Genomic DNA, 18403 nt, shown 5'->3' on the forward strand with positions numbered 1-18403 from the left:
TCGTAGCGATGGGAACTCATCTCAGCTTTCTTGGCGGGGCCGGTACCGTGACCGGAAGCAAGTACCTGCTGGAACATGATGGCCAGCGGGTGTTGGTGGATTGTGGGTTGTTCCAGGGTTACAAGGCGTTGCGCCTGCGTAACTGGGAGCCGTTTCCGATCCGTCCGAAGCGTCTGGATGCGGTGGTCCTCACCCATGCCCACCTGGACCATAGCGGTTATCTGCCGGTGCTGGTGCGCGAGGGTTTCGAGGGACCCATCTATGCCACGGAGGCCACCTGTGCGCTGGCCGAGATCCTCCTGCGCGACAGTGCGCGTCTTCAGGAAGAGGAGGCCGAGTACGCCAATCGGCGGGGTTACTCCAGGCATCATCCGGCCAGGCCGCTGTACACCGAGGCGGATACCGAGCGTGCGCTGAAGCGCCTGCGGCCCGTCGCTTTCCATCATGGCTGTGAGGTTGCCAGAGACATCCGGCTGCAATTGCGGCCGGCCGGGCACATCCTGGGGGCGGCCATGGTGGAACTGACGGCCGGAGGCCGGCGCATCCTCTTCTCCGGTGACCTGGGGCGGCCGCACGATCCGCTCATGGTGGCGCCGGAAAGCGTGTCGAGCGCCGACTTCCTGGTGGTGGAGTCGACCTACGGAAACCGCCAGCATCCCGCTGAAGACACGCTGGAAATCCTTGCCGAGGTGATCAACCGCACCGCCATGCGGCAGGGCATTGTCGTCGTGCCGTCCTTCGCGGTGGGCCGGGCGCAATTGCTGATGTACCTGCTCTATCGGCTGAAGCAGGAAGGTCGCATTCCCGATCTGCCCATCTATCTGAACAGCCCCATGGCCACGGACGTCACGGCGCTCTATCAGCGTTTCCACGCGGAGCATCGCCTGAGTCGCCAGGAGTGCGAGGGCGTTTGCCGGGTGGCACGCTTTGTCCGTACGGTGGATGAATCCAAACGTCTCGAACAGATGCGCTCGCCGGCGGTGATCATCGCGGGCAGCGGCATGGCCACCGGGGGGCGCGTGCTGCATCACCTCAAGGCGCTGGCGCCCAATGCACGCAATACCATTCTGCTGTCGGGCTTCCAGGCGGGCGGCACCCGTGGCGCGCTGATCGCCGGTGGAGCACGGGAGGTCCGAATCCACGGCGAGGATATTCCCATCCGGGCCGAGGTGGTCATGCTGGAAAACCTTTCCGCCCATGCCGATGCCGACGAGATCCTGCAATGGATGAAGGGCTTCAGCCAGCGGCCAGTGCGGAGTTTCGTGGTCCATGGCGAACCCGACGCCGCCGATTGCCTGCGCCGGCGCATCCACCAGCAGCTTGGGTGGCCCGTATCGGTTGCCGAGTACCGCCAGCGTGTGTCCCTGGACGATCTGCATGCCGATGACGACTGACATCTACCTGTAGCGATCCGGACATTGGATTGTCATCGGCCGCAGGCATCCTGCCTGCAGGAACAGAAAGGGCGCAGGACGCGCCAGGGTGCAAACTGAAGCTGCCGCCGATGGCAGCTTTTTTTGCGCGCGCGAAAGTCGCAGCCAATCGTGGCCCGGGGATGAAATCCGGGAGCGGCGGTGGGACTTTCCGCGGATTTCATCCGAGCTACGAAACTGAGAATCAAGGCTGCCCCGGGCTCAGAGCTTGTAGCCGATCTGCCGCAGCAGGCCCTTGCGCCAGGCGATGTCTTCTTCGCCTTCCACGCCACGAGGCGAGAAGCCGTCCACCACACCGAGCACGCCGCGTCCCTGGTCGGTTTCGGCCAGGATCACCTGGGTCGGATTGGCCGTGGCGCAGTAGATGCGGCAGACCTCCGGCACCAGCTTCAGGCTGTTGAGCACGTTGACCGGGTAGAAGCCTTCGCCGAGGAAGATGATGAAGCTGTGCCCGGCGCCGATGGCCTGGGCATTCCTGCTGGCCAGTTCGAGCATGGCGTCGTCGGTGCCGGAAACGCACCAGGCAGTTGCCCGAGGCCTCGCAGAAGGCCAGCCCGAAGCGGATGCCGGGCACGGCGCCGACCAGGGTTTCGTGGATGTCTTCGACGGACTTGATGAAGTGGGTCTGGCCGAAGATGAAGTTGATCGATTCCGGCTTGTCGATGCTGACGCTGACGAGTTGCATGTGGTGCGCCTCCAACCCCCATGGAAAGCATAGACAGGAGTCCGAGTCTCGGAATGTGCACACCCTACCCGATGTCGTTCAGGGACTCAGTAGAAAAAGAAAAACCCGGCCGAAGCCGGGTTTTTCGTAGCGGATCGAGCCTTATTCGGTGCTCAGTACGCCGCGGCGGATCTGGTCGCGCTCGATGGATTCGAACAGGGCCTTGAAGTTGCCCTCGCCGAAGCCGTCGTCACCCTTGCGCTGGATGAACTCGAAGAACACCGGGCCCATCAGGGTTTCCGAGAAGATCTGCAGCAGCAGGCGCTTGTTGCCGCCTCCGGTGGTGCCGTCCAGCAGGATGCCGCGTGCCTGCAGCTCGGCTTCCGGCTCGCCGTGGTTCGGCAGGCGGTCCTGGAGCATCTCGTAGTAGGTAGCCGGCGGCGCGGTCATGAAGCGCATGCCCAGGGCCTTCAGCTCGTCCCAGGTCTTGACCAGGTCGTCGGTGAAGAAAGCCACGTGCTGGATGCCTTCGCCGTTGAACTGCATCAGGAACTCTTCGATCTGCCCGGAACCCTTGGAGGATTCCTCGTTCAGCGGAATGCGGATCTTGCCGTCCGGCGCGGTCATGGCCTTGGAGGTCAGGCCGGTGTACTCGCCCTTGATGTCGAAGTAGCGGATCTCGCGGAAGTTGAACAGCTTCTCGTAGAAGTCCGCCCAGTAAGCCATGCGGCCGCGGTAGACATTGTGGGTGAGGTGGTCGATCAGCTTCAGGCCGGCACCCTTGGGATGACGGTCGACGCCTTCGATGAACTCGAAGTCGATGTCGTAGATCGACGAGCCTTCGCCGAAGCGGTCGATCAGGTACAGCGGCGCGCCGCCGATGCCCTTGATCGCCGGAAGGCGCAGTTCCATCGGTCCGGTGGGGATTTCGATGGGCTGGGCACCCAGCTCCAGGGCGCGGGCGTAGGCCTGGTGGGCGTTCTTCACGCGGAAGGCCATGCCGCACACGGACGGGCCGTGCTCGGCAGCGAAGTAGGCGGCCTGGCTCTTGGGCTCGTTGTTGAGGATCAGGTTGATCTCGCCCTGGCGATACAGGTGCACGTCCTTGGAACGGTGGGTGGCGACCTTGGTGAAGCCCATCATCGCGAAGATGGGTTCCAGGGTGTTCGGGGTGGGCGAGGCGAATTCGATGAATTCAAAGCCCATCAGGCCCATGGGGTTTTCGAAGATGTCAGCCATTTTTTGGCACCTCAAGCATTTGATTGGAAGTATGGGTCAATGCGAGGTGGCAGTCGGTGGCGCGCAGGAAATGCCGCGTACGCTGCGGGCGAGGTAGTCGCCGATGGTGACTTTGAATCCGAGGCTTTTCATGGAGGTGGCCTCAGGCCGGCTTGTCGGCTTGCTGATCGGGGTGCGCCTGGATGAAGGCCGGATGCTCGAGGGCAAGGCGTTCGACCCGGGCGATCTTCGGATAGTTTGACAGCTCCAGCCCGAAGCGGTGCGCGGCATAGACCTGCGGTAGCAGATAGACGTCGGCAAGGCCGGGCTCGCCGAAGCAGAAACCTTCATCGCCTATCAGGGCTTCGACCGCGTTGAAGCCTTCGGCGATCCAGTGGCGAATCCAGCCCGTCACCTCGGCTTCCTCCACCTTCAGCCCGCGCAGGCGGTTGAGCACGGCGACGTTGTGCAGCGGATGGGTATCGCAACCGATGATGGCCGCCACCGCACGCTGACGGGCGCGCGCTTCCAGCCCCTGGGGCAGGAGGGCGGGCTGCGGGTAGCGTTCTTCGAGGTATTCGATGATGGCGGGGGACTGGGTCAGGACCTGGCCGTCGTCGAGGCGCAGGCTGGGCACACGGCCCTGCGGATTGAGCGCCTTGTACTCGGGCTTGTGCTGCTGGCCACCGTCCTGGATCAGGTTCACCGGGATATGCCGGGCTTCCAGCCCCTTTAGCGCCAGGGCGATGCGCGCCCGGTAGGAAGAGGTGGAGCGGTAATAGGTATAGAGGTCCATGGCAATCGCTCGGCGGCAGGCGTTCCGGTGTGAGCTCCGGATGCCGGCGTTATTGTTTTCGTAATCAATTTACACTTTGCGTAATTTGCGGGCTGGGGGCGGGGCTGTCAAGCGGAGAGCGGAGCGAGGAAAGCCTGCGGGGCGAATTTATTGGGCAAACCGGGAAGCCGCCAGTCCCGTAGGTTGGTCCGAGGAACGAGGCCCAACACTGCCGGGCAAGTCTGCTGCGTTGGGTTTCGCTTCGCTCGCGGAGCGCCGCCCGCCCCGCCCTGCAAAAGCCTCCCACAGTGAATGAAGAAGGCGCCCCGGGGCGCCTTTCTTGTTTGTGGCACTTGTGCTGCCTGGCTGCCCTCTCCCCAACCCTCTCCCTGAACGGAGAGGGGGCGGCGTAGGGGGCGGCGGAGGGACTTTCTGCTGGTTTCCCGATCAACCCGCTACCAGCACCCGGATCGACTCCAGGCGCAGGGCTGCTTTGTCCAGCAGTTGCAGGCCCTCGTCACGCTGGTGACGAATGGCTTCCAGCTCGCTGTCACGAACGGTCGGGTTCACCGCCTGGAGCGCGGTGAGGCGGGCCAGTTCTTCGTCCAGTTCGGCTTTCAGGCGACGTTTGGCCTCGGCCACGCGTTCGGCGTGGCGCGGGGCGATCTTGGCTTCGGCGGCGTTGATCTGCGCCGCGAGCACGTCGCGCTGGGCCTGGACGAACTTGTTGGCGCTGCCGCGCGGCACGCTTTCCAGCTGGTCGTTGAGGGTGTCGAAGGCGACCTTCGCCGCCAGGTCGTTACCGTTGGCGTCCAGCAGGCAGCGCAGGGCCTTGGGCGGCAGGAAGCGGCTGAGCTGCAGGGCGCGCGGGGCCACCGTTTCGCTGACGTAGAGCAGTTCCAGCAGGACGGTGCCGGGCTTGAGCGCCTTGTTCTTGATCAGCGCCACGGCGGTGTTGCCCATGGAGCCGGAGAGCACCAGGTCCATGCCGCCCTGCACCATGGGGTGTTCCCAGGTGAGGAACTGCATGTCCTCGCGGGACAGGGCCTGGTTGCGGTCGTAGGTGACGGTCACGCCTTCGTCGTCGCCCAGGGGGAAACCGGCGTCGAGCATCTTCTCGCCGGGCTTGAGCACCAGGGCGTTCTCGGAGTGGTCTTCACTGTCGATGCCGAAGGCTTCGAACAGGGACTCCATATAGATAGGCAGGGCGAACTGGTCATCCAGTTCGAGGATTTCCTCCACCAGGCGCTCGCCCTCGCCGGCGCCGCCGGAGTTGAGTTCCAGCAGGCGGTCACGGCCATTGTGCATTTCAGCTTCCAGGCGCTTGCGCTCGGCTTCGGCTTCTTGCACCAGGGCATCCCAGGCCTTGTCGTCGCCGCCTTCGAGCATGGGCAGCAGACGCGGGCCGAACTGTTGCTGGATGGCGTTGCCGGTGGGGCAGGTGGCGAGGAAGGCATTCAGTGCCTGGTGATACCACTGGAACAGGCGCTCCTGCGGGCTATTGTCCAGGTAGGGCACGTGCAGCTGGATGGTGTGCTTCTGGCCGATACGGTCGAGGCGGCCGATACGCTGCTCCAGCAGGTCCGGGTGGGCCGGCAGGTCGAACAGCACCAGGTGGTGGGCGAACTGGAAGTTGCGACCTTCGGAGCCGATTTCCGAGCAGATCAGCACCTGGGCGCCGAATTCCTCGTCGGCGAAGTAGGCGGCTGCGCGGTCGCGCTCGAGGATGCTCATGCCTTCGTGGAACACGGTGGCGGGAATGCCGGAGCGCACGCGCAGGGCGTCTTCCAGGTCCAGGGCGGTTTCCGCGTGGGCGCAGATCACCAGCACCTTGAACTTCTTCAGCATCTTCAGGGTGTCGATCAGCCACTCGACGCGCGGGTCGAAGCGCCACCAGCGCTCGGCTTCCTCGCCGCTGTCGTGCTGCGCCTGGAAGCTGACTTCCGGGTAGAGGTCAGGATGCTCGCCGATCGGCAGCTCCATGTATTCCACCGGGTTGGGCAGCGGGTAGGGGTGCAGCTGGCGCTCGGGGAAGCCTTGCACGGCGGCACGGGTGTTGCGGAACAGCACGCGGCCGGTGCCGTGGCGGTCCAGCAGCTCGCGCACCAGGCGCGGCGAGGCTTCCGCGTCGCCCTCGGCAAGGGCCTTGAGCAGGCTTTCGCCTTCTTCGCCGAGGAAACCCTTGATGGTGGCTTCGGCCTTGGCGCTCAGGCGGCCCTGGTCCAGCAGTTCCTGGACGGCCTCGGCCACGGGGCGGTAGTTGGCGCTTTCGGCGCGGAAGGCGTCCAGGTCGTGGAAACGGTTCGGGTCCAGCAGGCGCAGGCGCGCGAAGTGGCTTTCCAGGCCCAGCTGTTCCGGGGTGGCGGTGAGCAGCAGCACGCCGGGGATGACTTCGGCCAGTTGCTCCACCAGGCGGTATTCGGGGCTGGCCTGTTCCGGATGCCAGACCAGGTGGTGGGCTTCGTCGACCACCAGCAGGTCCCAGCCGGCGGCGAAGGCGGCATCCTGGGCGCGTTCGCTGTCCTTCAGCCATTCAAGGGAAACCAGGGCGAGCTGGGTGTCCTCGAAGGGGTTGCTGGCATCGCTTTCGGCGAAGCGCTCGGCATCGTACAGGGCAACCTGCAGATTGAAGCGGCGACGCATCTCCACCAGCCACTGGTGCTGGAGGTTTTCCGGAACCAGGATCAGCACGCGGTTGGCGCGGCCGGAGATGAGCTGGCGGTGGATGACCAGGCCGGCTTCGATGGTCTTGCCCAGGCCCACTTCGTCGGCCAGCAGAACGCGCGGCGCAACGCGGTCGGCCACCTCGCGGGCGATGTGCAGCTGATGGGCGATGGGCTGTGCGCGGGCGCCGGAGAGACCCCAGAGGGACGATTGCAGCAGGCGCGAGCGGTGCTCCAGGGTGTGATAGCGCAGGGCGAACCACTTGTGCGGGTCGATCTGGCCGGCAAACAGGCGATCGTTGGCCAGGCGGAACTGGATGAAGTTGTTCAGCTGGGTTTCCGGGAGGGTGCGGCGCTCGTTCTGGGCAGTGATGCCGTGATAGATGAGCAGGCCGTCGACATCCTCGACTTCCTGGACGTTGAGTTTCCAGCCGTCGAAGTGGGTGATCTCGTCGCCGGGGGCGAAGCGCACGCGGGTCAGGGGAGCATTGCGCAGCGCGTACTGGCGGGTGTCGCCAGTGGCCGGGTAGAGCACGGTGAGCAGACGGCCATCCGAGGTCAGGATGGTTCCGAGCCCAAGCTCTGCTTCGCTGTCACTGATCCAGCGTTGCCCCGGTTGATACTGCTGCGCCATGCCTGTCTCCCTGAGATGAAAAAGCCGCGTATGTTAACGGAACCCAAGGCGCAGGGCGACGCCGGATACGGGCCATATATCCGCAAAAGTGTAGCGAGCGCCGGTAAAGAAGCGCCGAAGACGGCCGACAGCCTGATCAAAGGAGGGCGTCATCATGCTGCCACCCATTCCGCAGAGCCTGGTCCCCGTCACGGCCCAACAGGACGTGGTCAAGCCGCGCCCCGACATTCCGCCAGTCACGCCCATGCAGGAGAGCGCGCAGGAAAGCGCCGTGGGCCTGGACAAGCGCCATCCCCAGGAGGCTGAGGAACTGTTGCGCGAAGAGCAGCGCCGCCGCCAACGACGTGGCTATACCCCGGAGGAACTGGCGGCGGGCGAGGTGGCCGAGGAAGACCTGTCGGCGCTGGAAGAGCTGCCGCGACAGGGCCTGTGGGTGGATGTGGAGGTCTGAGGCGCGCAGAATGAGCCATCTCTTCCCCTGAAGCCGATGCCGGTGGACCTGTTCGACGATATCCCCCTCCAGCTGCCCGATGCCGAGCTGCGCTACGAGCCGCACTTCCTGTCGCGGGACGAGGCCAGCGACTGGCTCGCGCGCCTCGTGGCCGAAACGCCTTGGGAACAGCCCGAGGTCTATCTGCATGGCCGCTATTACCCGGTGCCGCGCCTGGTGGCCTGGTACGGCGATCCCGAGGCCAGCTATCGTTATTCCGGCCTGACTCACCAACCCTTGCCCTGGACGCCGTTGCTGGCGGAAATCCGCGCACGGCTGGTGGAGGCGACGGGCCAGCCCCTCAATGGCGTGCTGCTCAACTACTATCGCAACGGCCAGGATTCCATGGGCTGGCACAGCGACGACGAGCCCGAGCTGGGGCACAACCCCCTGGTGGCCTCTCTGAACCTGGGCGGCACCCGCCGTTTCGACCTGCGACGCAAGGGCGCCAGCCGTATCGAGCACTCCCTGGAACTGGGGCACGGCGCGCTACTGGTCATGAGCGGGCCGACGCAGCATCATTGGCAGCACCAGGTGGCGAAGACCCGTACCCCTTGCACTCCCCGGCTCAACCTCACATTCCGCTGGATCCGCTGATGAGCAACGACGAAAACCTGATCGACTTCGGCGCCGAGCGCGACAAGCGCATCCATGACATCCACGAGAAGCGCCTGAACGACATGCGCAAGGCCTTCGAGCAGGCCATGCCCCTGTCCAAGGGCAAGAAAGCCAAGAAGCCGAAGAAGCGCTGAGCTTCTCTATCTATATGGGGGCGCGGGGTACTGCGCGTCCCGACCTCCAGCACTGCATCCGATCGTTGTGTGAGCGAATTCATTCGCGAATGAATTCGCTCACGGTGTCTCGGCCCATCAGCTTCAGCTCCCCTCTCCCTCTGGGAGAGGGGTTGGGGGAGAGGGAGGTATCCGGCCAACTGGGCGTTCGCAATTGCAGACCTCCGGCCTGCCTGGCGAATGAGTTCGCCCCTGCAAGGGCGGCGCTCCGCGAGCTTGCGAAACCCAACGCGGCGGCCTCGCCGAGCAGCGTTGGGCCTCGTACCTCGGACCAACCTACGGAACTGACTGGCATGGAATCTCCCACAAAGCACGTCCATTCCCACCCTTTTTCGCTGTCGCACATCCCCAAAAATTGACCTGGATCAGTGTCCCTACAGGCTGCTCCCGGGCGCCCGGAGCCTGTTGATCCAGGTCAATTTTCCACGCCTGCCGTGCGGGTACCTTGAACCCATCGAAGCAACAACGCCAAGACGCAGGAGGCAGATCATGTTCATCGATACAGTCGTTTTTGCCGGTATAGGCACCGTCGGTCTCATGGTCGCTTTCTTCGCCGGTGTTGGTTACTTCATCTGGAAAGACTCGCAAAAACGCAAATCGCGTTGAGTCACTCTGGGTTTACAGGCACGCAAGGCACCTCGGGCGACTTCGGTCGCCCATTTTTTTGTTCCCGCTTTTCTTCCTTCCCGGCCCGCGCCAGACTGGCGCAATGCCGATCCAGACCCTTTCCCGCCTAGACGAACTCGACCCGCAGCACTGGGACGCCCTGCTGCCGGACGACCAGCCGTTCCTGCGTCATGCCTTTCTGTCCACCCTTGAGGACAGCGGCAGTGTGGGTGGCCGCAGCGGCTGGCATCCGGCCCATCACCTGCTCCGCGGGGCGAATGGCGAGCTCAGGGCGGCAATGCCGGCTTACCTGAAAAGTCATTCCTACGGCGAGTACGTGTTCGATTGGGCCTGGGCCGATGCTTGCCGACGTGCAGGCATTCCCTACTACCCCAAACTGCTGGTGGCGGTGCCATTCACGCCAGTGGGCGGCGCGCGGTTGCTGGCGGTGGATGACACAGCGGCACGCGAGCTGCTCGATGCGGCGGTGGCCGACGTGGCTGCCGATGACCTGTCCGGGCTGCATATCAATTTCACCGATGCCTTCGCCGATCATCATTTGCGTAACCGCGCCGGCTGGCTCGAACGCCTCGGCTGCCAGTTCCACTGGCGCAATCACGGCTATCGGGATTTCCAGGATTTCCTCGACGCCCTGAGTTCGCGCAAGCGCAAGCAGATTCGCAAGGAGCGCGAACAGGTGGCGGGGCAGGGGATCGAGTTCCAGTTGCGCAATGGCCAGGAACTGGATGAGACGGACTGGGATTTCGTCTATTCGTGCTACGCCAACACCTATCGGGTGCGCGGCCAGGCGCCTTACCTGACGCGCAGCTTCTTCAGCCTGCTGGCTGAGCGGATGCCGGAGATGATTCGCGTGGTGCTGGCGCTGCAGCACGGCCGGCCGGTGGCCATGGCGTTTTCGCTACAGGGCGGTGACACCCTTTACGGGCGTTACTGGGGATGTCTGGCGGAGTTCGACAGGCTGCATTTCGAAACCTGTTTCTACCAGGGGATCGACCAGGCCATCGCCGCGGGGCTCCAGCGTTTCGATGCCGGGGCCCAGGGGGAGCACAAGTTGATACGGGGATTCGAGCCGGTGATCACCCGCTCCTGGCACTGGCTGTCCCATCCCGGCTTGCGGGCTGCGGTGGACGATTTCCTGGTGCAGGAGCGGGGTGGCGTGCTGGCCTACGCCGAAGAGGCGCGTGGCCTGCTGCCCTACCGGCGGGACTGATCAGCCGAGCTGGGTGGGATCGGGGGAGACGGTGCTGCCGCCCCATTCGAGGAAGCGCAGCTTGTGCACTTCACCTTCGCTGTCTTCGTAGACGAGGATCACGGGAACGACGCCGACCTTGTCGGACGTGTCGGTACGGTGCAGTACCTTGCGGATATCGACATCCATCCCGTAGTGGTAATCCACCGGCTTGATGCCGGTGCCTTGATTCTGCAGGCCATCCTGGGCGAATACGCTGGGCGCGAGGCTAGTGAGCAGGGCGCTTACAACCGAGGCCATTTTCATAGGGCTTGTATTCCTCTGTTGGGTTTCGCTTACAAGGGACTTCATCTGACCCATCGGAAACGGTTAGTTCAGTGAACCCCTGCGGCGTATCCTGGTTGAGCGTTTTTTGATCACTTGGAATCCCCCGTCCTTGAGGTGCTGCGACCGTTTGTCGCACGTCTGGAAATTTTCCATTCTCTGGTCTAAAAGCGCGTACTTTCGCCCGCTGTTGAAACCGTTCGTCAGGGGGGCGCCGGATTCGAGGAGGGGCCGTCTCGGTGGGGGAGGGGCTGGTGTGGAATCGGGAACCCGTGCGGGTTCCCTGCGCATGCTTGTCAGCTGTTGCTGGTATGGCTGCCCCATTCCAGGAAGCGGACCTTGTGCAGTTCGCCCTGGCTGTCTTCGTAGACCATGGTGACGGGCACCACGCCCGCGCGCTGGCTGGCGTCGGTGCGATACAGGACGCGCTGAACGTCCAGTTCCATGCCGTAGTGATAGTCGACGGCCGGGATGCCGGCCCCGATATCCCGCTGGTATTCCTGGGCGAACACGCTGGGGGCGAGGCTGGCGAGCACGGCGCTGACGGCGGATGCAATCTTCATGGGCTGATCCTCTCTGGGTCCGTTGGTGGTTTCAGGTGAAACCGGATAGGGACTCCATATGACCAGCCAGTGGCGCCGGGTTGAAATCGATGCGGCTTGTAATGGAGATCAGTCGCATCGATGCAGGGACGTGGCCCGGACATCCGGGCCGAATCGATCAGAGCCGCTTGGCGGAGAGGATCACCACCGGCTGCAATGGCACATTCTGGTACATGCCGCGATTGCCGGTGGGGACGTTGGCGATCTGGTCGACCACATCCATGCCCCGCACCACCTTGCCGAACACCGCGTAGCCGAAGTCGCGGCTGCCGTGGTCGAGGAATGCATTGTCGTTGTGGTTGATGAAGAACTGGCTGGTGGCCGAGTTCACCGCCTGGGTGCGTGCCATGGCCAGGGTGCCGCGCAGGTTACGCAGGCCATTGTCCGCTTCGTTCTTGATCGGGTCGCGGGTTTCCTTCTGGCTCATGTCTGTGTCGAAGCCGCCGCCCTGGATCATGAATCCGGGGATCACGCGATGGAACACGGTGCCATTGTAGAAACCGGCGTCCACGTAATCGAGGAAGTTTTTCACGCTGACCGGTGCCTTGTCGGCGTCCAGTTCCACCTCGATTTCCCCGGCGCTGGTGGTCAGCAGCACGTGAGGCTTGTCGGCGGCCAGGAGGTTGAGGGAAACGAACAGGGCGCAGGCGCCCAGGACGAGTTTTTTCAGCATGGTTTCGGCTCCTTGTTGCGCTCCACTTCGGCCAGGAAGTCGAGCAGGGTGGCGTTGAATCGTTCGGGTTGGTCCAGCGGTGTGGCGTGACGGGAGTTCTCGATGACCACCAGTCGCGCATTCGGTAACTCCTTCACGTAGGCCTCCTTCCGGGAGACTGGCGTGTAGTCGCGGTCGGCGGTGATCACCAGGGTCGGGCACTGGATACGCTGCAGGCGATCGCGCACGCCCCAGCCGATGATGGCGTCCAGCGAGGAGAGGTAGGCGCGTTTGTCGTTCTGCGGCCAGCGCTCCTCTATCTTGCGGCGCAGGTCGCCCTGTTCGGGCAGCGGGAACAGCAGGTGGCCAAGGGCCCTGGCGATGCTGTCGAGGCTGAGCAGGCGCGAGAGGGTCCAGCGTTTGGCAATCTCCAGGTAGTCCTTCGCGGATCGGGGCTTCACCTCGGGACCACTGTTGACGATGGTCAGGCTGCGCAGCAGCTCCGGGCGATCGACGCCGAGCTGGAAGCCGATCATGCCACCCATGCTGATGCCCACCAGATGCACGTCGATTAGCCGCAGATGCTCGATCAGCGCGGCCACGTCCTCGGCGAATACAGCGATGCTGTAGGGCTCCTGGGGTTTGTCGGAGCGGCCGTGGCCGCGCACATCGATCACGATGACGCGGTAGTGGGTGGTAAGGGCAGGGATCTGGTACTCCCAGTCGCGGGTGCTGGAGCCCAGGCCGTGTACCAGCAGCACCGGCATGCCGTGACCGTAGTCCTCGTAGTGCAGCTGGCAACCATCGTTCTGGAAATACGACATGGGCGACCTCCTGTCAGGCGCTGGGGAGCGGGGCAGCGAATGGCGCGTCCAGCGGCGCCGAGTCGAAGGTCTTGATCAGCTCGACCAGGATCTGCGAGGCCGGCCCCAGGGCCTTGTCCTTGTTCGAATAGAGATAGAAAGAAGCATGACGGCTGCCGCCCTGTTCCAGGGGCAGTGGCTTGAGCTGGCCATCCTCGAGCTCCCGCTCGATCAGGTGTCGCGGCAGCCAGGCGAAGCCCAGGCCGCTACTGACGAAGTTGGCGGCGGTGGACAGGCTGCCCACCGTCCAGCGTTGCTCCGCGCCGAGCCAGCCGACGTTGCGCGGCTGGGTCCGGCCGGTATCGCGGATCACCACCTGCAATTGGCTTTCCAGGTCCTGGAAGTTGATCTGGCGTTGCAGGCGATGCAGGGGATGATCGGGATGGGCCACGGCGATGAACTCCACCGGGCTTAGCGCGGCGCCCAGGTAGCCCTGGATGTCCAGGCCGGTGATGGCGAGGTCGGCGGATCCTTCCAGCAGCACCTCCTCGACGCCGGAGAGTACTTCCTCACGCAGGCGTACGCGGCATCCGCGGCTTTGCGGCATGAACGCGGAGAGGGCGCGTACCAGGCGGGCGTTGGGGTAGGCGGCGTCGACCACCAGGCGCACCTCGGCTTCCCAGCCCTGTTCCATGTGGTGGGCCAGTTCTTCGAGCTGGCTGGCCTGCTTGACCAGTTGGCGCGAGCGGCGCAGCAGCACTTCACCAGCTTCGGTCAGCACCGCCTTGCGCCCTTCGATGCGCAGCAGGGGGACGCCCAGCTGCTCCTGCATGCGCGCGACCGTATAACTGACCGAGGATTGCGAACGATGGGTGGCTTCCGCCGCCTGCGCGAAGCCGCCGTAATCCACAACGGCTTGCAAGGTGCGCCACTGGTCCAGGGTTACGCGCGGGGCTTTCATGCGGTGCTGCTCCTCTAGCTGCTCATGCCGGCAGATCCTGTGCGCCGATGGCGCTGATGACGCCTGTGGCGCTCTGTTAAGCTGGCGTTCTCTGCACTGGAGACCGCCCATGAAGAAACGCTGCTGTGCCCTGTTCGCCCTGTTGCCAACCCTGGCCTTCGCTTTCCCCATCGAGGTGGAGAAGCAGTACAACGGCGCCGAGATCGTCTACGACACCACCGATATCGCAAGCAACATGGCCGCCATCAATATCCAGAACGTGGGTGGAACCGCGGCGGAGTGCAAGGCGGTGTTCGTCAACGGGCCTGAAACCCCCAAGGTGCGCAAAGCCGTGATCGAGAGTGGCAAGAGCGCCTATGTGACGGCCAATTTCACCCGTGCAGTGATCAAGCTGCGGATCAAGCTGACGTGCAATCCCACGTAGTCGAAACCAGGATTCGGGCACAGGAACCAGCCTAGTGCCCCTTCTGCTACAAATCAATTTTCTTGATATTTTTAGGCGGATATTTACGCTTTTTTATCGATTCGTGACGAAATAATCTGCGCCCCATCGACGCAATCAACCCCCCCGATGGAGGTAGCCCATATGTCCCGCGTACTCGTCATCGAAAGCAGCGCCCGCCAGCAAGGTTCCGTTTCCCGCCAGCTCACCCAGGACTTCATCGCCAAGTGGCAAGCCACTCACCCGGCCGATGAGATCACCGTCCGCGACCTCGCCATCGAGCAGGTTCCGCACCTGGACGCCGACCTCCTGGGCGGCTGGATGAAGCCCGCCGACCAGCAAAGCGAAAGCGAAAAGGCTGCCCTGCAGCGTTCCAACCTGCTGACCGAGGAACTGCTGGCTGCCGACGTACTGGTCATGGCTGCCCCCATGTACAACTTCACCATCCCCAGCACCCTGAAATCCTGGCTGGACCACGTGCTGCGCGCCGGCGTCACCTTCAAGTACACCGAAACCGGCCCCAAGGGCCTGCTCACCGGCAAGCGCGCCATCGTCCTGACCGCTCGCGGCGGCATCTACGCCGGCAGCCCGGTGGATCATCAGGAACCCTACCTGCGCCAGGCCATGAGCTTCATCGGCATCCATGACGTGACCTTCATACACGCCGAAGGCCTGAACCTGGGCACCGAATTCCACGAGAAGGGCCTGGCTTCCGCCAAGGCTCAACTCGCCCAGGTCGCCTGATCCGCGGCTTTGCTCCTCGCTCCTCCAGGTGCGCCATGGCTCCTTGAGCGCACCCCCTTCGCCCGGCCTTATCAAGGCCGGGTTTTTTATTTGGCGCGCGCGAAAGGTCTGGTGATTCGTAGCAAATCGTAGCCCAGATGAAATCCGGGAGCGGCGCAGGGACTTTCTACCTGCAGGCGCACCCATAAAAAGCCCCGCATCGAGCGGGGCCTGGTTCATCACTGGTTCTGTTTCGCGTCCTGGACGCCGGCGGTGTTGCTCAACAGGCTGCCGGTGGCGGTCTGCAGGAAGGCTTCCAGGTATTTCTGCAGGCGCGGGTCGTTGTCGCCGGGGATGCGTTCGGCCCTGGCATCGGCGCCCAGCTGGTACTGGTACAGGCGCGCCGGGAAGTCCCTGGGCTGTACCAGGATGCGGTCGGCGCTGACGATGGCCACGGTCTGGTCGCTGCCGGATGGTTTGATCACGCCGATGCCCGGATCGCCTTCCGGCAGGTTCAGCAGGTCGCGGCCCCAGCATTGGTGGCGCACTTCGCCGCCCAGGCGGCCCATGATGGTAGGCACCACGTCGATTTGGGTGCCGACGGTGTGGTCGAGGCTGCCGAATTTCTCCTGCACGCCGGGGCCGATCAGCAGCAGCGGCACGTTGAAGCGGAACAGGTCCATTTCGGTGAGCTGCTTGTCGCTGCCGAAGCCGTGGTCGCCGACCACCACGAACAGGGTGTCTTTGAAGTAGGGCTCCTTGCGCGCCTTCTCGAAGAACTGGCCGAGGGCCCAGTCGGCGTAGCGCATGGCAGTCAGGTGCTCGTCATGGGCGCCGTATCCGGTCACCTTCTCCACCGGCAGGTCGGCCGGTAGGGCGTAAGGCGTGTGGTTGGAGAGGGTCTGCAGCAGCGCGTAGAACGGTTTGTCGGTGGGCATCTTCGCCAGCTCGGCGGCGCCCCGGTCGAACATGTCCTGGTCGGATACGCCCCAGGTCTTGTCCATGAACACCGGGTTGACGAAGTCTTCGCGGCCGATGAAGCGGGTCATGCCCTGGTTGCTGAAGAAGCCGGACTGGTTATCCCACTGGAAGTTGCCGTTGTAGACGTACAGGTCGTTGTAGTTGCGGGCACTGAGCAGCTGCGGCAGGCCGGAGAACTTGTGTGCGCCTTCGGGGGTGCGCATCAGGTACTCGAAGCTCGGCAGGTTGGGGAAGCAGGCCATGGTGGCGAACATTCCCTGGTGGGTGTGGGTGCCATTGGAGAAGAAGCGATCGAACAGCAGCCCCTCTTTTGCCAGCTTGTCGAAGTAGGGGGTGATGCCGGCATCGCTGCCCATGGCACCGACCCAGCGGCCGGCGAAGCTCTCCATGAGGATCACCACGACGTTCCTGATCGGCAGGGTGCCGGCGGCCGGTGGGGTGAAGTCGCGGCGGATGGCGGCGCTGTCGGGGTCCACCAGCTTGTCGTTGGGGGTCAGCAGCATCTCGCGCACGCTGGCCAGGGCCTCATCCTCGGGCAGGGTGGCCTTCCAGGCATTGTCGCGGTGGGAGGAGAAGCTGTTCTTGGCCGCATCCACCAGGGTCAGTGTGCCGTTCAGGCCCAGCTGGTTGGCGAACATCGAGTCAGTGGTGAAGGCATCGCCCCAGCGCAGCGGCGGGCCCTGGCGCAGATGACCGCGTGCGGCGATCACGGCGATCACCAGGCAGATCATGGATATTGCCAGCCGGCCGAACCAGGGGACGGTGGCGCGAGACGCGGGCGGGACGCTGGTGGAGTGGGGGCGCGGACGGCTGGCCAGGTCCAGGCCTCGGAACATCAGGTAGAGCAGGGCGGTGGCCAGCGCCCAGGCGATCAGGTAGCGAGCCACCGGGAAGCCGTTCCAGATCATGCTGGCGACGGTGCCGAGGTCCTCTTGCAGGTACTGGAAGACCAGGCTGTTCAGGCGCTGGTGGAACTCGCGGTAGAAGTCCATTTCGCTGATGCCGAGGAATAGGGTGAGGCTGGCGAACAGGGTCAGCCAGATCCGTTGCAGGCCGCGGGCGGCCATGGCGCGGACGCTGAGCAGCGACAGCAACAGCGGAGCCAGGGCGAATACCACTACGCGCAAGTCGAAGCGCAGGCCGTTATGGAAGGCCTCGATGAACACCGACGCCGGGCTGTCTCCGATCTGGTCGCTGTTGTACACCAGCAGCGCCACTCGCAGCAGGCTGTACATCACCAGCAGCGCACTGGCGCTGAGCAGGGTGAAGGCGAGGTGGCTCCTGACGGTCGGGGTAAACAGTCGGGACGAGGACTGCTGGGTGGCTACGGGTTCCTGTGCGGTCATGCGATCAAGCATCCATTGGTCAACTCGGGGCGTGGCGGCATCTGGAGGTGAATGATACCGGGGATGAGTAGATCACCTGATGGCACCTTGCTCCGATTGGTCCGCCGAAGGCGTCGGACAATGCCAGAGGGAATGTGAAGAAAACGTCGAATCGCCTCACGTGGCGAGGTCGGACTGTTGCGTCGAACCGCGCTGGCATCGGTCACTCGGGCAGCCTGAGCCCCGCCAGTTTCTCCGGATTGCGCACGATGTAGATGTTGCTGACCCGGCCTTCGTCGTCGTAGGCGAAGGTGACCGAGGCGGACACCTGGTCGCCGTGGGCGAGGATGACGCCGCGTCCGCCGTTGAGTTCGGCGGGCAGCCACTGGTAGTCGCGCCAGTAGCCGCGCAGGGAGTCGGAGATGAACGCCAGCACCTTGGCCTTGCCGTGGAGGATATGGCCCAGGGTCGGTACCTTGCCGCCGCCGTCGGCGCAGAGTTCCACCTCCTCCGAGAGCAGTGCGGTGAGGCCGGTGGTGACGCCACTGGCGATGGCCGCGTGGAAGGCTTCCAGCAGCCGCTCCTGGCGTTCCCGTGGCGGCTGATGGCGCACCTTGCCTGCGGCCAGGCCGCTGCGCGCGCGGGACACCAGCTTGCGGCAGGCCGCTTCCTGCACGCCGATGGCGCGCTCCACGTCCGGGTAGTCCAGGTCGAAGATGTCGTGCAGCAGGTAGGCCGCCCGCTCGCGCGGGGTGAGGCGTTCCAGCAGCAGGAGGAAGGCAGTGGACAGCGAGGCGGAGAGTTCCAGTATCTGTTCCGGCGACTCCAGGGTTTCGCTGTGGATGGGCTCCGGCAGCCAGGTGCCCACGTAGTCCACCCGCGCTCGATGGCCCAGGCGCAGCTGGTCGATGCAGTGGCGGGTGCAGAGAGTGGTCAGCCAGGCGCGCGGGTTGTCCAGGCTGGAATGGTCGCTCTCGCGCCACTTGAGGAAGGTTTCCTGCACCGCATCTTCGGCGTCGCTGCGCGAGCCGAGGATGCGGTAGGCCAGGTTCAGCAGGAAGCGGCGGCTGTCTTCGAAGACAGCCGTGGCATCGGTCACGCTCACG

At 64.2% G+C, this 18403-nt stretch carries 17 protein-coding genes and 3 pseudogenes; 8 read left to right on the forward strand and 12 right to left on the reverse strand.

Annotation, left to right across the window (positions count from 1 at the left end; genetic code table 11):
* Window positions 1–8 precede the first annotated feature (8 nt).
* Window positions 9–1394 (forward strand): MBL fold metallo-hydrolase RNA specificity domain-containing protein, encoded by a 1386-nt coding sequence (locus ACFW0B_RS04560; protein WP_449146764.1) that lies wholly within the window; start codon window positions 9–11, stop codon window positions 1392–1394.
* Window positions 1395–1634: 240 nt separating this feature from the next.
* Here ACFW0B_RS04560 and ACFW0B_RS04565 read toward each other — a convergent pair.
* The 4 genes and pseudogenes from ACFW0B_RS04565 to rapA form a co-directional block, all read right to left on the reverse strand.
* Window positions 1635–2118, reverse strand: a pseudogene (locus ACFW0B_RS04565) (adenosine-specific kinase).
* Between the two features lie 141 nt (window positions 2119–2259).
* Window positions 2260–3336 (reverse strand): 4-hydroxyphenylpyruvate dioxygenase, encoded by a 1077-nt coding sequence (gene hppD, locus ACFW0B_RS04570; protein WP_449146765.1) that lies wholly within the window; start codon window positions 3334–3336, stop codon window positions 2260–2262.
* Window positions 3337–3478: 142 nt separating this feature from the next.
* Window positions 3479–4111 carry a maleylacetoacetate isomerase gene (gene maiA, locus ACFW0B_RS04575; protein ID WP_449146766.1) on the reverse strand — a complete coding sequence of 211 codons (633 nt, stop codon included), beginning with the start codon at window positions 4109–4111 and terminating at the stop codon, window positions 3479–3481.
* 426 nt (window positions 4112–4537) lie between these two features.
* Window positions 4538–7387 (reverse strand): RNA polymerase-associated protein RapA, encoded by a 2850-nt coding sequence (rapA, locus tag ACFW0B_RS04580; protein ID WP_449146767.1) that lies wholly within the window; start codon window positions 7385–7387, stop codon window positions 4538–4540.
* 154 nt (window positions 7388–7541) lie between these two features.
* Here rapA and ACFW0B_RS04585 point away from each other — a divergent pair, with 154 nt between their 5' ends.
* The 5 genes from ACFW0B_RS04585 (at window position 7542) to ACFW0B_RS04605 (ending at window position 10505) form a co-directional block, all read left to right on the forward strand.
* Window positions 7542–7838 carry an aspartate-semialdehyde dehydrogenase gene (locus ACFW0B_RS04585; RefSeq protein ID WP_449146768.1) on the forward strand — a complete coding sequence of 99 codons (297 nt, stop codon included), beginning with the start codon at window positions 7542–7544 and terminating at the stop codon, window positions 7836–7838.
* 42 nt (window positions 7839–7880) lie between these two features.
* Window positions 7881–8474, forward strand: coding sequence for an alpha-ketoglutarate-dependent dioxygenase AlkB family protein (locus tag ACFW0B_RS04590; protein WP_449146769.1), 594 nt, complete (start codon window positions 7881–7883; stop codon window positions 8472–8474).
* The gene (locus ACFW0B_RS04595) at window positions 8474–8629 is read left to right on the forward strand and encodes a hypothetical protein (protein ID WP_449146770.1); all 156 of its coding nucleotides are present in this window, start codon (window positions 8474–8476) and stop codon (window positions 8627–8629) included. The genes ACFW0B_RS04590 and ACFW0B_RS04595 overlap by 1 nt, the downstream gene beginning before the upstream one ends.
* Before the next feature lie 528 nt (window positions 8630–9157).
* On the forward strand, window positions 9158–9274 hold the full coding sequence (gene ccoM, locus ACFW0B_RS04600) for a cytochrome c oxidase subunit CcoM (RefSeq protein ID WP_449146771.1): 117 nt from the start codon (window positions 9158–9160) through the stop codon (window positions 9272–9274).
* Window positions 9275–9377: 103 nt separating this feature from the next.
* The gene (locus tag ACFW0B_RS04605; RefSeq protein ID WP_449146772.1) at window positions 9378–10505 is read left to right on the forward strand and encodes a GNAT family N-acetyltransferase; all 1128 of its coding nucleotides are present in this window, start codon (window positions 9378–9380) and stop codon (window positions 10503–10505) included.
* Here the strand turns inward: ACFW0B_RS04605 and ACFW0B_RS04610 are convergent, their stop codons facing one another.
* From ACFW0B_RS04610 to ACFW0B_RS04630, 5 genes are all read right to left on the reverse strand, one after another.
* Window positions 10506–10790: a DUF2790 domain-containing protein gene (locus ACFW0B_RS04610; RefSeq protein WP_449146773.1), complete on the reverse strand. Its 285-nt coding sequence runs from the start codon at window positions 10788–10790 to the stop codon at window positions 10506–10508.
* 314 nt (window positions 10791–11104) lie between these two features.
* Window positions 11105–11371, reverse strand: coding sequence for a DUF2790 domain-containing protein (locus ACFW0B_RS04615; protein ID WP_151132492.1), 267 nt, complete (start codon window positions 11369–11371; stop codon window positions 11105–11107).
* 157 nt (window positions 11372–11528) lie between these two features.
* Window positions 11529–12083, reverse strand: a complete 555-nt coding sequence (locus tag ACFW0B_RS04620) for a peptidylprolyl isomerase (protein ID WP_449146774.1) — start codon at window positions 12081–12083, stop codon at window positions 11529–11531.
* On the reverse strand, window positions 12077–12886 hold the full coding sequence (locus tag ACFW0B_RS04625; RefSeq protein ID WP_449146775.1) for an alpha/beta fold hydrolase: 810 nt from the start codon (window positions 12884–12886) through the stop codon (window positions 12077–12079). Before ACFW0B_RS04625 ends, ACFW0B_RS04620 begins: the two co-directional genes overlap by 7 nt.
* Window positions 12887–12899: 13 nt before the next feature.
* Window positions 12900–13826 carry a LysR family transcriptional regulator gene (locus tag ACFW0B_RS04630; RefSeq protein ID WP_449146776.1) on the reverse strand — a complete coding sequence of 309 codons (927 nt, stop codon included), beginning with the start codon at window positions 13824–13826 and terminating at the stop codon, window positions 12900–12902.
* Between the two features lie 109 nt (window positions 13827–13935).
* On the opposite strand from ACFW0B_RS04630, the gene ACFW0B_RS04635 reads away from it, so the two are divergent.
* A complete protein-coding gene (locus tag ACFW0B_RS04635; protein WP_449146777.1) occupies window positions 13936–14250 on the forward strand; it encodes a 3-phosphoglycerate kinase in 315 nt (104 codons plus the stop codon).
* A gap of 162 nt (window positions 14251–14412) precedes the next feature.
* Window positions 14413–15012, forward strand: a complete 600-nt coding sequence (locus ACFW0B_RS04640) for an FMN-dependent NADH-azoreductase (protein WP_449146778.1) — start codon at window positions 14413–14415, stop codon at window positions 15010–15012.
* A gap of 218 nt (window positions 15013–15230) precedes the next feature.
* Here ACFW0B_RS04640 and ACFW0B_RS04645 read toward each other — a convergent pair.
* The 3 genes and pseudogenes from ACFW0B_RS04645 to sigJ all read right to left on the reverse strand — a co-directional run.
* Window positions 15231–16676: pseudogene (locus ACFW0B_RS04645) on the reverse strand (LTA synthase family protein); the annotation flags it as partial.
* Window positions 16677–16768: 92 nt separating this feature from the next.
* Window positions 16769–17318: pseudogene (locus tag ACFW0B_RS04650) on the reverse strand (LTA synthase family protein); the annotation flags it as partial.
* A gap of 202 nt (window positions 17319–17520) precedes the next feature.
* Window positions 17521–18402 carry an RNA polymerase sigma factor SigJ gene (gene sigJ / locus ACFW0B_RS04655; protein WP_449146779.1) on the reverse strand — a complete coding sequence of 294 codons (882 nt, stop codon included), beginning with the start codon at window positions 18400–18402 and terminating at the stop codon, window positions 17521–17523.
* Window position 18403 lies beyond the last annotated feature (1 nt).

Origin of the sequence: Metapseudomonas phytobenefica (genome assembly GCF_043392685.1) — a bacterium.
Lineage (GTDB): Bacteria > Pseudomonadota > Gammaproteobacteria > Pseudomonadales > Pseudomonadaceae > Metapseudomonas.